Origin of the sequence: Pseudomonas sp. lyk4-R2A-10 (assembly GCF_030209075.1) — a bacterium.
GTDB classification, from domain to species: Bacteria; Pseudomonadota; Gammaproteobacteria; order Pseudomonadales; family Pseudomonadaceae; genus Aquipseudomonas; species Aquipseudomonas glycinae.
This window is the reverse complement of record NZ_JARVSR010000002.1, coordinates 149,219-163,294: the sequence shown is the minus strand read 5'-3', so window position 1 is coordinate 163,294 and position 14,076 is coordinate 149,219. Positions and strand designations below refer to the sequence as shown.

Sequence of the window (14,076 nt, the reverse complement as noted above, 5' to 3'; positions counted from 1 at the left end):
CGCATCCTTCAGCCAGGAGCAAGAGCATGAGCAACTATGACGTGGTGATTCTGGGCGGTGGCCCCGGCGGTTATAACGCAGCGATCCGCGCCGGCCAGTTGGGCCTCAAGGCCGCGTGCGTCGAGGGCCGCGCCACGCTGGGTGGCACCTGCCTGAACGTCGGCTGCATGCCGTCCAAGGCGCTTTTGCATGCGTCAGAGCTCTACGAAGCGGCGCTGGGCGCGGAGTTCGCCAACCTCGGCATCGAAGTCAAACCCACGCTCAACCTTGCGCAAATGATGAAGCAGAAAGACGAAAGCGTGAGCGGCCTGACCAAAGGCATTGAATTCCTGTTCCGCAAAAACAAGGTCGACTGGATCAAGGGCTGGGGCCACATCGACGGCCCCGGAAAAGTCAGCGTGACCGGTGATCAGGGCAGCCGCATCGAACTGACGGCCAAGGACATCGTCATCGCCACCGGCTCCGAACCCACTCCCCTGCCCGGCGTGGAGATCGACAACAAGCGCATCCTCGACTCGACCGGTGCGCTGTCCTTGAGCGAAGTGCCCAAGCATCTGGTGGTGATTGGTGCAGGCGTGATCGGCCTCGAACTCGGTTCGGTCTGGCGCCGGCTCGGCGCGCAGGTGACGGTTGTGGAATACCTCGACCGCATCTGCCCCGGCGTCGACGGCGAAGCCGGCAAAACTCTGCAACGCTCGCTGAGCAAACAGGGCATCAGCTTCAAGCTGAGCTCGAAAGTGACCAGCGCCACTTCATCGGCCAACGGCGTACAACTCAGCGTGGAGCCCGCCGCTGGCGGCAGCGCGGAAATCCTTGAAGCCGATTACGTGCTGGTGGCCATCGGTCGTCGTCCGTACACCCAGGGCCTGGGCCTGGAAAACGTCGGCCTGAGCACCGACAAACGCGGCATGCTCGCCAATAAACAGCATCGCACTGAAGCGCCTGGCGTGTGGGTGATCGGTGACGTGACCTCCGGGCCGATGCTCGCGCACAAGGCCGAAGACGAAGCCATGGCCTGCATCGAACAGATCGTCGGCAAGGCCGGCGAGGTCAATTACGACCTGATTCCCAACGTGATCTACACCCGCCCCGAGCTGGCCAGCGTCGGCAAGACCGAAGAGCAGCTGAAGGCGGAAGGCCGGGCGTACAAGGTCGGCAAATTCCCGTTCACCGCCAACAGCCGGGCGAAGATCAATCACGAGACCGAAGGCTTCGCCAAAGTCATCGCCGATGAGCGCACCGACGAAGTCCTCGGCGTGCACCTGGTCGGCCCGAGCGTCAGCGAAATGATCGGCGAGTTCTGCGTGGCCATGGAGTTCAGCGCCTCGGCCGAGGACATCGCGCTGACCTGTCACCCGCATCCAACCCGCTCCGAAGCGTTGCGTCAGGCAGCGATGAATGTCGAGGGGATGGCGACGCAGATGTAAGCACTGTGCGAATACTTCCCGCGCAATGCGGGAAGTATCAGGACGGCAGATGCCCCAGCGGCAACGCGCCGGGTGTCTTCACCGTGTGGATCGCAAAATTGCTGCGGATATCGCTCACTCCCGGCAGCTTCAACAGGCAACCGGTGAGAAAGCGGTCATAGGCGCGCAGATCCGGCACCACCACTTGCAGCAGAAAGTCCGATTCCCCGGACACCAGAAACGCCGAAATCACCTCCGGTAACGCCGTGACCGCCCGATGAAACGCCTCGGCCTGTTCGTCGTTGTGCCGCTCGACCTTGACCCCGACAAACACCGTCAGCCCCAACCCCACTTCATCACGATCCAGGTTGGCCTGATAACCGCGAATCACCCCGGCCTCCTCCAGCATTCGCACCCGGCGCAGGCACGGCGATGCCGACAGACCGATTTCGTCGGCCAACTGCACGTTGCTCAGGCGCCCGTCCCGTTGCAGCGCGGCGAGAATCTTGCGGTCGAAGGCATCGAGTTTCATGGTTGGCAGATCCTGATGGTTTACGCAGTGAAAGAGCGCAGATTATGCCAATTCAGAGGCCTTTAGAAGCTGACTACGCAACCACCTGCCCTGCCTTTCGGCCCTAGACTGAGGCGACCGAATCGACAACGAAAGGGGTGCGACATGGCAAGTCTCTGGCTGTTTTTCCTGGCGCTGGCAGTGGTCTTTCTGTTGCCCGGCCCGGACATGATCCTGCTGTTGCAAACCGGTGCCCGTCAGGGACGCGGCGCAGCGCTGGCCACGGCGGTGGGTCTTGCGATTGCCCGAGGTTGCCACGTCGCGTTAGCAGCATTGGGGCTGGCGGCGCTGTTCAAGGCGGCGCCGTGGACGTTCGATGCCGTGCGGATTGCCGGCGCGGCGTACTTGCTGTGGATCGGCATTCAATGCCTGCGCACCACGTTGCTGCCGGATCTGAACGCCGGCACCCTCACGGACAGTCATGCGCAGTGGTACGCCGCCATCCGTCGCGGCCTGTTGACCAACCTGCTCAACCCGAAAGCGTTGCTGTTCTGCTCGGTGTTGCTGCCGCAGTTCATCGTGGCAAATGGCGCACCGGTGCTGACGCAATTCGCCGTGCTTGGCGCGATGCTGGTGGGCGCCGGTCTGTTGTTCGACAGCGCCTACGCCCTGACCGGCGCTGCGCTGGGCCGCTGGCTGAAACACAGCCCGACGGCCCAACGGGTGCAACAGTGGCTGTTCGGCAGCCTGTTGATCGGCTTCGCCGTGCGCCTGACCTTCGTCCAGCAGGCTTAGGCTTTGCGGGCCTTGCGCTGGCGGCGGGTGATCAGCAACAACGCCACAGCGGTGAGGGCTACGATCGCTCCGATCTGAACCGGCCACTTGTACGGCCGCAGTGTCGAACGCACCGAGTCGGTCACCTGAGTGACGTAGCGCTTGTCGGCACTTTCGAAGTCCGGATAAGGACACTGATGGCCGAAATCTACGGCCCACGGCACGTACGGCCCTTCGTCGACATAGCGTTTGTACAAGGCGCTCTGCTCTTCCAGGCTGCTGTTCCAGCCCGCCGCCGAGCACAACACAGCGGCGAACGCCTGGCTGGTGTGCGGCAGATTGTCTGCCGCACGGCTGGCCAGCGCCGTGGCGACAAAACGATAGTGATAACGCTCATCCGGCTGCGCTTCACTGGTCTTCTGACGCTGCACTTCGGCTTCGCTGACCAGCGGGCCGACTTTCAGCTCGGTCTTTTCCAGGCTGTAGTTGCCGCCGAAGGTCGCGTAATCCGGGGCCATTTCGTAGCCCAGGATGTCCATGCCCCACTCACGGGCCGTCCACGCGGCATTGAACAGCGCGCTGGCACGCTTGGTCGGCCACCAAGCCGAGTCGGCCTTGAGACGTTGCTGGCCATAGAGCCGGGCCTTGTTCTGCAGATCAGCATTGTCGAAATAACCGACCGCTTCTTCGTAATGCCCCTCACGCAACAGGCGCCGACCCAGCAGATTGCGCAGGCTGGCGGCCACTGGCAGTGGCACGTAATTGTCGCGATCCTGCTGGCTCAGCGCGGGCGGTGCCGGGACGTTGGTATCGACATAGTTTTTCAGCTCATCGACCGTCAGCACTCGCTCGGCCACGGTCGCAGCGTCGAACCAGTAAATATGCTGGCTGCGATACAACTGGTCGAAAGCCTGCAGGTACTCGCCACGTTGCAGCGCAAGAATTGCGCTTTCACCTTCGACCCGGCATTTGGGCTGCACGGTTTCGAGATTCCAGTCGGCGGTGCGCCGCTCGCCCCAGGATTCGCCCTGCGGGAACGCTTGCGCAGCCTTCGCGTAGGCCGCAGCCGCTGCGTTCCGGTCGCCATCGCGCACCGCCAGTTTTGCCCGCAGCCACCACGCCAGACCGCTGTCGCCAGCGTGTTCGAGGAACGCCTTGGCGCTGGCGTAATCACCCTGTTGATAATTCATCGCCGCCAGTCGATCGGCGTTATCGAGGCTGCCGCGCGTGCTCGCTTGCAGGGCCTTGACCAGCTTCTTCTCGTTCGGCGGTTCATCGCCGAACGACCAGCCAATGCGGCTAATCAGCGAGGCGGTCACCAGTTGCTGCACCGCTTCGCGGCGCAGCAATTTCGCCAGCCGATCTTCGGGCTCCTCGGCCAGTTCGTTCATCAACTGCTTCAGCGAGGTGTAACCGACGTTCGAGCCGTGCAGGTTTTGCGCGGCATACAGCTTGATGGCGTTGTTCCAGTCACCCGCCATGCGCAGCGCCCGCGCCTCTTCGCCGAGGCTGGCCACGCCCAGCTCCAGCGGATCGCTGAAGCCGTCGATGCTCAGTTGCCGCGCCTGGCGGAACGCGTCGATAGCGTTTTCCCAGGCTTCGAGCGCGTCGCCCGCTTCGCTGCTCATGGCAAAGTACGCCCGGCCCAGAGAATAGGCAGCCCAGGTGCTGCGCAACGCCCGCTGATCGGCCGGCAGCGCCAGCAACTGACGGAAATACTCGACCGCCAGTTGATGGTCACCGGCGCCGAACGCCACCGCGCCCGCCACATACAGACGCAGTTCCGCCGGCAGGCTCGCGCCCTGCACGTCAACCTGATGCGCATCGGTCAGGCTGCGCAGTTGCTTGACCAGCGCTTGCTGTTCAGGGGTCAGGCCGATCTGCTCGGCCTTGTCGCGCACCTCGGCGGGATCTGGCGCCTCGGCGTAGATGTCATCCGGATTGTGGGTGGCGGCGGTAACGTTCTTCAGCCCGGCAATGGTTTTGCCGAGGCGACTGATCTCGAACCTGAAGTTGCCCTCCGGCAGCTCCGCCAGCGATTGCCCGCGATCGTCGAGCAGGCGCATCGGGAAGTCCGGGCCACAGGCCAGCGCCGAGCCCAGCGGCAGGCTGAGGCTCAGGCAAAGCAGATGGCGGGGCCAGTTACGGGTCAACATGCGAACCTCCTTGATCAATATTTGCGCAGCGTGCCCAACCGATCGCCCGCTGCCCGCCCGCCGGCAGGCGGCCGTCGCGCAGGCGGGTGAAGGTAAGCAGATCCGCCGTCTGTTGCAACGCATAACCGGCGAGCGCATCGGCCCCTTCGCAGCCCCGGGCCTTGAGGGTGATGCGGGCGGGCCAGGCGCTGTCGAGGTTACCGACATTACGCAGGGCGATGTCTTGCAGGCCATTCTGATTGGTGAACGTCAGGCCGAGCTGGCTGCTCAATGCATCGCCTCGGGCGACCGCACGCAGCGTGCTCAGGCTCCAGGCTCTGCGATCGTTGGCCAACGGCAGGCGAAACCAGATCAGACCGGCCAGATGCGCCGGGCGATCCTCGCGAAGTTCAATGGCCAGCCGGCCCAGTTGTTGCGGATCGGCGAGCAATTCGCGCCGCTGGCCACCGCGCTCGAGCGGCACTTCGCTTTCCACCACCGGGGCGCCATCGGCCTCCGGCAACAACGCCACGCCATAAGCCGGCAGCGCCAGGTAAAACGGTTTGTCGGTCACCTGCCCCCAGGCCTTGGCCCAGCGCCGCGCCTGCTCGGGATCGAACAGACCGCGACGCGGATCGCTGACGGCATGCACCTGCAACGCGCTGCTGTCGACGGTCGCCAGCAGCGCCGGCAACTGCGGGCTGTCGAGCCAGGCAGGTAACGCAGTGATGCTCAGAGGCAGGCTGGCCGGCAATGCGCCGCGCAAGTGAGCGAGGAATTCGGCATAGGCCGACAGTCGAGCACTGCCGGCGTCATGATCGATCTCGACCCCGGCCAGCGTGAGCCCCTGCCCTTGCCAGTCAGCGAGCACTTGAAGGATTTGCGCCGTAACCGCTTGCGGGTCGAGCGCCTTGAGCTGGCCGTCGAGGCGAATCACCGCGATCAACGGCCGGGCATCGTGTTTCAGCAGCGCGGTATCGATTCGTGCCCGGCTCCATCCGGCATTCGGGAACGCCTGCAACGCCAAGACCCGCAACGTCGAAAAGTCGCTGCGACTGTCGTTCAGGGCTAGCTCATGGGCCGGCGTCCATTGCCGTTGCCAGACGTAAAGCTGCTGGTCGAGCGGCACTGCGTCCTGTCGTTCACAAGCACACAGCAACAACATAGCGACCAGAGCTGCCCACCCGATGATAAAGCGCATACCTTGCAGATCCCTGAGACATCAGGCTGCAAGGTTACACAAAAGCGCTCAGGGCTTGCGGGCAATGATGACCTGACTTTTCGCCACCACCGCATCCAGCGCCTGCTTGATCTGCGCGCCGCGCGGCGAGTCGAGCACCGCTTGCCAGGTATCGGCCCAATGATTGAGCAGCGGATGATCCGGGTTGCTGAATTCGACCTTGGCCTCCCAGAACAGCATCATCCACATCGACCAGTAAAAGCCGTACTGACTGTGGCTGATGATCTCGAGTCCCGCCTCACTGACCATCGCCTTGAACTGCTCTTCGCTGATGATGCGAATGTGGTTGGGCTTCTGGAAATACTCCGGCGCGGCGATGTCCTTTTGCAGGTCTTCGGAGCTGGGGTGCGGCACGCTCAGCAAATACAGCGCGCCCGACTGGCCGACACGCACCAGTTCGGCCAGGAACTGCGCCGGGTCGTCGACGTGCTCGATGACTTCAGTGGATACCACGCGAGTGGCGGTGCCATCGGCGATCGGCAGCGGATTGCAGTCGGTGACATGGCATTCGACCCCACGCGCCGGCGTATCGCTCAGGCGCTGGCGGGTCGCTTCGACCTTGGCGCCATCGATATCGGCAATGATGATCTTCGCCCCGCGCATGCCGCAGAAATGCACGTTGCCACCGTCGCCGCAGCCAACGTCGAGCAAGGTGTCATCGGCGGTTACCGGGAAGCCTTTGAACAGCTCACCGGTTTGCTGGTTGAACCAGCCGCTGAGCATCGCGTCGTGCAGGCCGAGCATATAAGGGTCGACCTTGTCGGCGACCGGTGCGACAGCTTGTGCGGGGGCCGGAGCCGCCGTGAGTTTTTTCAAAAGGCTCAGCATGAGGTGGCTCCAGAGGACGAGACGACGGTTCGCGAGGTGCCGAGGCGTTTCACCAGCGTGGCGCCTCGATTGCGCATGGGCATTTCGATCAAGCGGTAATTGAGTTCGCTGAGCAGCACGATCAGGCCACCGGCAATCAGTAGCGTCACGATCGGATGCCCCGCCGGGCTCGGAAGATCGGCGCTCTGCAAACGAAAGGTCAGTTCCCGCACCAGTTGATAGGCCGGGATGTGGATCAGGTAAATGCCGTAGGAGCGGCTGCCGATCCAGGCCATCAGTCGTTGCAGGCCACCGGCCGGCAGCAGGTAATTGCGGTCGTACGAAGCGATCCACACCAGCACGGCGCTGAGCACGGCGATAGACCCGATGCGGTAACCGGCAAAGGTGAAACGGTCGGTGGCCATGAAGCTCAGCAGCGCTGCGAGGCCGATCAGCGCCAACACTCCGGCCCATGGCCGACGCAGGAATACCGGCTCCCAACGGCAGTAACCCGGCTGCACGCTCCACATCGCCAACAGCACGCCCAACGCCAGCGCATCCGTGCGAATCACCATCAGCAGCGGCGTACGCACCGTGAACAACTGCACCGCCACCAGTGCCAGCAATGCCCACACCAGATGCTTGCGGCACAGCAGGATCAATAGCGGGAACAACAGGTAGAACTGCTCTTCCAGCGCCAGACTCCAGTAGACGAAACTGCTGCCGTACTCGTAATGAAAGAACGCATCGGCAAAGCGGAAGTTGGCGTACTGCAGCACCCCGGCCAGAGTGGCCTGGACGTTGGCGGACCACGTGCCGAACGCCCCTGATCGATTGAGAAACACGCACGCCAGCAGCATCAGCGCCAGCCACAGCCAGGCCGAGGGCAACAGACGAAACGCCCGACGCAGCCAGAAATTGCGCGTCTGCTCCCAGTATTCCCGGCGGTTGCTGCAACCGCGCAGCGCCGGGATCAGGCTGCGGGCGATGACAAACCCCGAGATCGCAAAAAACAGGTCAACGCCCCACCATGGCTGCGCCCAGGCATGGATCCTTTCAAGCAGCGGCACCGGGTCGGTGAACAGGCTGCCTTGCAAGTGATGAAACAGCACGCCGAGTACCGCAATAGCCCGCAGCACTTCGATGTCCATGATCCGCTTGCCGCTCATGACACTCGTCCTGCATCGAGCGGTTTGCGGGCGATGATTACCTGACTCTTGGGCATGAACCGGTCCAGCATCTGTTTGATCGCCAAGCCATCGGGCTGCGCCAGCAAGTCCTGCCAGGTTCTGGCCCAACTCTCCATCAACGGTGGATACGGCGCCTGGATCCGGTCGCGCACGGCGCCACCGAGGTCACGGCCGGCAGCGCGTTCGCTGGCCCAGAAAAAAATCATGCCCATGACCCAGAAAAACCCCGTGGCCTGACGATGCTCGATCACCAGACCGGCCTCCTCCACCAGTGCCGCGAAGCGTTCCGGGGTAAAGATCTGCACATGATTGGGTGACTGGTAATAACCCGCCGGGGCAATGCCCTGCTGCAAATGCTCGCCGACCGGCGCCGGCACACTGAGCAGGTACAGCGCACCGGGCCGGCCCATGCGTACCAGCTCGGCCATGAACGGCTCGGGCTGGTCGATGTGTTCCAGCACTTCCATGCACACAACCTTGCTCGCACAGCCGTCGCTCAGCGGCAATGGCAGGCTGTTGCTGACCAGACCGAGGCTGGCGTTGCGGCTCTGCGCCTCGACTTGCCGGGCGAGATCGCGGACTTTGTCGTGCTCGCTGTCGGTGAAGATCACCGAGGCCCCCTGGCGCACGGCGAACAATGTCGCCACGCCCTCACCGCACCCCACGTCGAGCAGGGTGTCGTCCGCGTCAATGGCAAAGCCCTTGAGCAACTCGCCACTGTCGCCGTGAAACCACCCGTCGAGCATGGCATCGTGCAGGCCGACGTCCCGCGGCGACACGCTGACGGACACAGGATCCGGCAGAGAGTCCGGCACCGATGGCGCAACCGGACGCAAACGCCTCAGCCATGCGCGGATCATGCGCCCGTGACTTCCGTTGCAGCGATAGCGCGGAGTTCGTGCACTTGAGCGAGAAAATCGCGCAAACGCTGCTCGGCCACCGCCTGACTGCAGAACGCCTGGAGACTGGCAACGGCTTGCGCCGACATTTGCGCATAACGCCCGGGATCGTTCTTCGCCACCTCATAGCTGTCGCGATAGGCCACGCAGACCGATGCCCAGTTGGTCATGTAGCGCAACGTACGGAATGCCCTGCGCGGGTCGTGCGGCCAGGCCGTGAGTTCATCGGTGGACTCGACCAGGAAGGCGTTGTCGGTGCTCAGGTAATCGATCATCGCCGTGGTACGCGGCGCCACTGCCGGTTTGCCGCAGGACATGAATTCCATCAGCGGCAGGCACTGGCCCTCGCCGTAGGAAGTGTTGACCACGTAACGGGTGGCCTGTACCAGACGCTCGTAGTCGGCGTCCGCGAGGTAGCCGTAAATCAGCACGATGCGGCAGCGGTAGGTCTGGTTTTTATACAGGTGATGAAGAATGTCGCCGAGCGCTTCTTCGGCATCGTGGTGCGTGAGCTTGAGCACCAGCGTCGCGTCTTCGACGTCGCGGAACGTCACGCAGAATGCGCTGAGCATGTCTTCCCAGTTCTTGCGTCCGTCACCGGGGTTGAACACCGATGTGTAGACGACACCGTCCAGCAGCAACTCCTGCTCGCGCACCGGTGCCTGGAAATCGATGCCCTTGCCACGGCGCAGGTGTTTCGGGCCGAACGCATTGAGATCGAGCTGACGACTGTCGGCGACCAGCCCTTTGATCGTCAGGCGCACCGGCCCTGTCGAGGGCTGCCCCTGAAGCTGCGCGCCCCGGGCTGCAAAGCGATCCCACACCGGCGCCGGCACCGCGACAATCGGGTAATCGGCGCCCATGGCCTCGCGCACGGCGTTGACCGTGTAGCTGGAATGGGTGATCGCCGCGCCGCAGGCCCGGAGCACCGTGCGCCAGTCATTGCGCGGCTCGTTGTCGAAGGGTTCGTTGGGGATGGTGCTGAATTCCCAGGCGAACACCGGCAACGTCGGGCACGCCAGGTGGATCGGCGTGCGGTGCGGCGGCGAGAACGACAGGAACACGCAGGGCTCGCCACGGGACAGGCACTCCAGGTACAGCGCATCGACTTCGCGCGCCGGATCGACGACTTCCACCACACGCCCAAGGCGTTCGAGCACCGGCCGGTATTCCTTGAGCACGAAGTAATAGCTGTACTCCGAACGACCGAGGTTCTGCGCAATGGTGTGCTGGTTGGTTTCCGAATGAATGATGATCAGCATGAGGCGTTGTCCGTCACGGGGGCGGCATCGACGGTCAGTGGCGCGAGGCCGAAAAAGTCCGCCATGCGCTGCTGCACTGGGGCAAACGCGCAGTAGTCGTGCATGCGCTCGACAGCAGCGGCAGACATCCGCGCGTACTCCTGCGGCTGCGCCTTGGCCATCCGGTAGCTGTTCTCATAGGCGCTTATGAGCGAAGACCAGTCCGGCCGATAGCGCAAAGTGCGGTAGATGATGCGGGTGTCCTGGGGCCAGATCGTCAGCTCTTCGCTGGATCGGACGACGAAGGCCACGGTGTCGTCGATGTAGTCTTCCATGGCCGTGTGATCCGGGGCGATCACCGGTTTGCCGCTGGACATGAATTCCATCAACGGCAGGCACAGCCCCTCGCAGCGTGAAGCGTTGACGTAAAAACTGGCCGCCTGGTACAGCCGCGCGTATTGCGCATCGTCCAGATAACCGTGCATCACCAGCACCCGGCAGGCGAACGGTGTCAGTTGTGCGAGCAGGGTCATCAGTTCGCTGTAGTAGGACGCCAGATCGTTCTGGGTGATCTTCAGCACCAGCGTCGCGTCAGGCGTTTCGCGAAAGGCCCAGCAGAAAGCGGTAACCAGATGATGCCAGTTCTTGCGGCCGTCCCTGGGGTTGAACACGGTCACGTAGATCACGCCTTCTACCATGGCCTCGACCACCGAGGACGTGTCCGGCAGATCCAGCGGCGGTGGCTCGGCTACGGCCACCGCATGCGCTGCGGCAATGGCCGGCAGGCGTTTCTCGAGCCAGGCGTGTATGCGATCCGAGAGCAGATCCTGCACACCTTCCCAATACCAGTGATGCAGGAACTTCACCCGGTCTTCACCCGCCCCCAGCCACCACAGACGCAGATAATGGCGGGCAATCACCAGGCGGCGTTTGAACGTCAGCGGTGGTGGGCGTAGCGCCTCGATTTCGGCCAGTTGTTCGGCAGTCAGGGGCTTGCGCAACAGATCGTCGGCAGATAACGCCAGCGTGCGACTGTCGAAAATGCAGCCCTTGATGGCCAGGGTCGCGCCGGGATTGATCGGCGCACTGACATGTTGCTCACGAATGGCGGAGAAGTTTTCCCACAAGGGCGTCGGCAGCACGAGTACCGGAAAGTCCTCGCCCATGGCGCGGCGAATCGCGCGGGCGGTGTGGCTCGACAGCGTAATGACCCGTCCCTGTCGGGCGAGCATCTGCGTCCAGTCGTGGCGCGGATCATCGTCCCACGACTCGTCGGGGATCGAATCGAACTCCCATGCGATCACGCAGATCGTCGGGCACTCAAGATCGGTCGGGGTATTTTGTGGCGGCGTGAAGGACAGGAAAACGCTGCTTTCACCGGCGGCGAGCAGTTGCCGATAGAGTGGATCAACCTCGGCGCTGGTAGACACCACATGCACCCGCCCCAGGCTTTCCAGCACCGGGCGATAGGCCTTGAGCACGAAGTAGTAGCTATATTCGGGACGCCCCAGACTCTGGCTGATGGAGCGGTCGTTGACGTCCGAGTAGAGAATGAAATTCATGGCATCCCACGGTGCAACCGCCATCCCGGCAGCTTCACGCTATGACGGCCGAGCGTCGGATCGAACCGGCATCAGCGCGGTTCGTCCTGCATCATCGGGCACGTCTCTGTTCTTGTTTTAATGGTCGGTTTTACCCTGTCGCACGATCCTTGCGAAAAGCCGCCGGGGATCGCGACGAGGGGCATTCTAAACACATCCGTCGCGCCTTCGGGAACCGCCCGGCGAGAAAAACCCGACTACTCTGACGAGAACTGACCGGTCACGATTTGCCCTGTTGAAATTGCTGCGCAATTGGCACAGATTGGCAACCAAACAACTACAACAACGACTTCACCTACGGTTCTGCCGAATTATTCCTACGATCCGACAGCTCATTCCCTATAAGCCTGTGGGAAAGGTGAACGTTAAAGACCAAGGGGTCGCTGTTTGAAAAAAAGTCTGTTCATCACGGGTCTCAGTGGATTCGTGGGACAACACATCCAGTCACGCCTGCAGGGGGAAGACGCGTCGTGGGAGCTGCTGTCTGCCGCCTCACCCTACGACCTGACAAACCCGGACAGCCTCATCGACCTTTGGCCGCAACTGCCCGATGCGGTCATTCATCTCGCCGGCCAGACCTTTGTCCCTGAAGCGTTCCGCGATCCGGCACGTACCTTCGACATCAACCTGCTCGGCACCCTGAACCTGTTGCAGGCCCTCAAGGCGCGCGGCTTCAAGGGCACGTTCCTGTATGTCAGCTCGGGCGATGTCTACGGCCAGGTCGAAGAACCCGCGCTGCCGATCACCGAACAACAACCACCCTGCCCGCGCAATCCTTACGCCGTGAGCAAACTGTCGGCGGAATTTCTCAGCCTGCAATGGGGGTTGAGCGAAGGCTGGCCGGTGCTGGTGGCGCGTCCGTTCAATCACATCGGCACCGGGCAGAAGGACAGCTTCGTCATCGCCAGCGCCGCACGGCAGATCAACCGCATCAAGCAGGGGCTGCAAGCGCCGCAACTGGAAGTCGGCGATATCGATGTCACCCGCGATTTCCTCGACGTCGGCGACGTGGTCTCGGCCTATTTTGCGCTGCTGGAAAAAGGCACGCCGGGACAGGTCTACAACATTTGCTCAGGTCATGAGCAAAGCATCCGCAGCCTCATCGAACAGATGGGCGACCTGGCCCAGGTCAAGCTGCAACTGGTTCAGGATCCGGCACGCATGCGCCGCGCGGATCAGCGTCGCGTCTGCGGCAGCCACCAACGGCTGGCCCGGACCACAGGATGGACGCCGCAAATCACTACACAACAATCCCTGCGGGCGATCCTGTCCGACTGGGAGAAGCGAGTACAACAACAATGACAAAAAGTGCATTGATCACCGGGATCACCGGCCAGGACGGCGCGTATCTGGCCAAGCTGTTGCTCGACAAGGGTTACAAGGTTCACGGCCTCGTGGCACGGCGCAGCAGCGACTCGCGCTGGCGTCTGCGCGAGATGGGCGTTGAAGCCGACATCGTTTACCTGGACGGCGACATGGCCGACGCCTGCTCGGTGCAGCGCGCGGTGATCAAGTCGGCGCCGGACGAGGTGTATAACCTGGCGGCCCAGAGCTTCGTTGCCGCCTCCTGGGACCAACCGGTAACCACCGGCATCGTCGATGGCCTGGGCGTGACTCACCTGCTCGAAGCGATCCGTCAGTTCAGCCCGCACACGCGTTTCTATCAGGCGTCCACCAGCGAAATGTTCGGTCTGATCCAGGCCGAGCAACAGGATGAGAACACCCCGTTCTACCCGCGCAGCCCGTACGGCGTGGCCAAACTCTATGGCCACTGGATCACCGTCAACTACCGTGAAAGCTTCAACCTGCACGCCAGCAGCGGCATTTTGTTCAATCATGAATCACCCCTGCGCGGCATCGAATTCGTGACCCGCAAGGTCACCGATGCCGCCGCCCGGATCAAACAGGGCAAACAGCAGGAGCTGGCCCTGGGCAACATCGATGCCAAGCGCGACTGGGGCTTCGCCGGTGACTACGTCGAGGCCATGTGGCTGATGCTGCAACAGGACAAGCCCGACGATTTCGTGGTCGCCACCGGCGTCACCACCACCGTGCGCGAGATGTGCCGCATCGCCTTCGATCACGTCGGCCTCAACTATCGGGATTACGTGAAGATCGACCCGGCGTTTTTCCGCCCGGCCGAAGTCGAAGTGCTGCTCGGCAATCCGGCCAAGGCCCAGCGCGTGCTGGGCTGGAAACCGAAAACCGACCTCGACACCCTGATCCGCATGATGATGGATGCGGACATGAAACGCGTCGCCAAGGAGTAGGC

General features: G+C 62.8%; 12 protein-coding genes. 4 read left to right on the top strand and 8 right to left on the bottom strand.

The window, feature by feature from the left end; genetic code table 11:
- Positions 1–26 precede the first annotated feature (26 nt).
- Positions 27–1,427, top strand: a complete 1,401-nt coding sequence (lpdA, locus tag QRN46_RS02990) for a dihydrolipoyl dehydrogenase (RefSeq protein ID WP_011336663.1) — start codon at positions 27–29, stop codon at positions 1,425–1,427.
- Positions 1,428–1,464: 37 nt separating this feature from the next.
- On the opposite strand, the gene QRN46_RS02985 is transcribed toward lpdA, so the two are convergent.
- The gene (locus QRN46_RS02985; protein WP_007954205.1) at positions 1,465–1,938 is read right to left on the bottom strand and encodes an Lrp/AsnC family transcriptional regulator; all 474 of its coding nucleotides are present in this window, start codon (positions 1,936–1,938) and stop codon (positions 1,465–1,467) included.
- Positions 1,939–2,082: 144 nt separating this feature from the next.
- Between QRN46_RS02985 and QRN46_RS02980 the strand changes: the two genes are divergently transcribed.
- Entirely contained in the window at positions 2,083–2,712 is a 630-nt protein-coding gene (locus tag QRN46_RS02980) for a LysE family translocator (protein ID WP_285354262.1), read from the top strand.
- On the opposite strand, the gene QRN46_RS02975 is transcribed toward QRN46_RS02980, so the two are convergent.
- From QRN46_RS02975 to QRN46_RS02945, 7 genes are read right to left on the bottom strand one after another with little or no spacing between them, the layout of a single operon-like run.
- Positions 2,709–4,847 (bottom strand): tetratricopeptide repeat protein, encoded by a 2,139-nt coding sequence (locus tag QRN46_RS02975; protein ID WP_201819720.1) that lies wholly within the window; start codon positions 4,845–4,847, stop codon positions 2,709–2,711. The two genes, QRN46_RS02980 and QRN46_RS02975, sit on opposite strands and share 4 nt — an antisense overlap.
- Positions 4,834–6,027 carry a DUF3142 domain-containing protein gene (locus QRN46_RS02970; RefSeq protein ID WP_285354261.1) on the bottom strand — a complete coding sequence of 398 codons (1,194 nt, stop codon included), beginning with the start codon at positions 6,025–6,027 and terminating at the stop codon, positions 4,834–4,836. Before QRN46_RS02970 ends, QRN46_RS02975 begins: the two co-directional genes overlap by 14 nt.
- 48 nt (positions 6,028–6,075) lie before the next feature.
- Entirely contained in the window at positions 6,076–6,894 is an 819-nt protein-coding gene (locus QRN46_RS02965) for a class I SAM-dependent methyltransferase (protein WP_011336667.1), read from the bottom strand.
- On the bottom strand, positions 6,888–8,042 hold the full coding sequence (locus QRN46_RS02960) for an acyltransferase family protein (RefSeq protein ID WP_285354260.1): 1,155 nt from the start codon (positions 8,040–8,042) through the stop codon (positions 6,888–6,890). Before QRN46_RS02960 ends, QRN46_RS02965 begins: the two co-directional genes overlap by 7 nt.
- Positions 8,039–8,923, bottom strand: coding sequence for a class I SAM-dependent methyltransferase (locus QRN46_RS02955; protein WP_011336669.1), 885 nt, complete (start codon positions 8,921–8,923; stop codon positions 8,039–8,041). Before QRN46_RS02955 ends, QRN46_RS02960 begins: the two co-directional genes overlap by 4 nt.
- Positions 8,920–10,224 (bottom strand): glycosyltransferase, encoded by a 1,305-nt coding sequence (locus QRN46_RS02950; protein ID WP_285354259.1) that lies wholly within the window; start codon positions 10,222–10,224, stop codon positions 8,920–8,922. The genes QRN46_RS02955 and QRN46_RS02950 overlap by 4 nt, the downstream gene beginning before the upstream one ends.
- Positions 10,218–11,765 carry a glycosyltransferase gene (locus tag QRN46_RS02945; protein WP_285354258.1) on the bottom strand — a complete coding sequence of 516 codons (1,548 nt, stop codon included), beginning with the start codon at positions 11,763–11,765 and terminating at the stop codon, positions 10,218–10,220. The genes QRN46_RS02950 and QRN46_RS02945 overlap by 7 nt, the downstream gene beginning before the upstream one ends.
- A 426-nt stretch (positions 11,766–12,191) precedes the next feature.
- Here QRN46_RS02945 and QRN46_RS02940 point away from each other — a divergent pair, with 426 nt between their 5' ends.
- Both QRN46_RS02940 and gmd read left to right on the top strand, forming a co-directional pair.
- On the top strand, positions 12,192–13,106 hold the full coding sequence (locus QRN46_RS02940; protein WP_201819704.1) for a GDP-mannose 4,6-dehydratase: 915 nt from the start codon (positions 12,192–12,194) through the stop codon (positions 13,104–13,106).
- Positions 13,103–14,074, top strand: coding sequence for a GDP-mannose 4,6-dehydratase (gene gmd, locus QRN46_RS02935; protein WP_011336673.1), 972 nt, complete (start codon positions 13,103–13,105; stop codon positions 14,072–14,074). Before QRN46_RS02940 ends, gmd begins: the two co-directional genes overlap by 4 nt.
- The last annotated feature ends 2 nt before the right edge of the window (positions 14,075–14,076 follow it).

Bases quoted from the DNA above. Each gene is read 5' to 3' on its own strand.
- QRN46_RS02945 (WP_285354258.1), bottom strand. From the start codon at position 11,765: ATGAATTTCATTCTCTACTCGGACGTCAACGACCGCTCCATCAGCCAG.
- QRN46_RS02965 (WP_011336667.1), bottom strand. From the start codon at position 6,894: ATGCTGAGCCTTTTGAAAAAACTCACGGCGGCTCCGGCCCCCGCACAA.
- lpdA (WP_011336663.1), top strand. From the start codon at position 27: ATGAGCAACTATGACGTGGTGATTCTGGGCGGTGGCCCCGGCGGTTAT.
- QRN46_RS02970 (WP_285354261.1), bottom strand. From the start codon at position 6,027: ATGCGCTTTATCATCGGGTGGGCAGCTCTGGTCGCTATGTTGTTGCTG.
- QRN46_RS02980 (WP_285354262.1), top strand. From the start codon at position 2,083: ATGGCAAGTCTCTGGCTGTTTTTCCTGGCGCTGGCAGTGGTCTTTCTG.
- QRN46_RS02960 (WP_285354260.1), bottom strand. From the start codon at position 8,042: ATGAGCGGCAAGCGGATCATGGACATCGAAGTGCTGCGGGCTATTGCG.
- QRN46_RS02975 (WP_201819720.1), bottom strand. From the start codon at position 4,847: ATGTTGACCCGTAACTGGCCCCGCCATCTGCTTTGCCTGAGCCTCAGC.
- QRN46_RS02985 (WP_007954205.1), bottom strand. From the start codon at position 1,938: ATGAAACTCGATGCCTTCGACCGCAAGATTCTCGCCGCGCTGCAACGG.
- QRN46_RS02950 (WP_285354259.1), bottom strand. From the start codon at position 10,224: ATGCTGATCATCATTCATTCGGAAACCAACCAGCACACCATTGCGCAG.
- gmd (WP_011336673.1), top strand. From the start codon at position 13,103: ATGACAAAAAGTGCATTGATCACCGGGATCACCGGCCAGGACGGCGCG.
- QRN46_RS02955 (WP_011336669.1), bottom strand. From the start codon at position 8,923: ATGATCCGCGCATGGCTGAGGCGTTTGCGTCCGGTTGCGCCATCGGTG.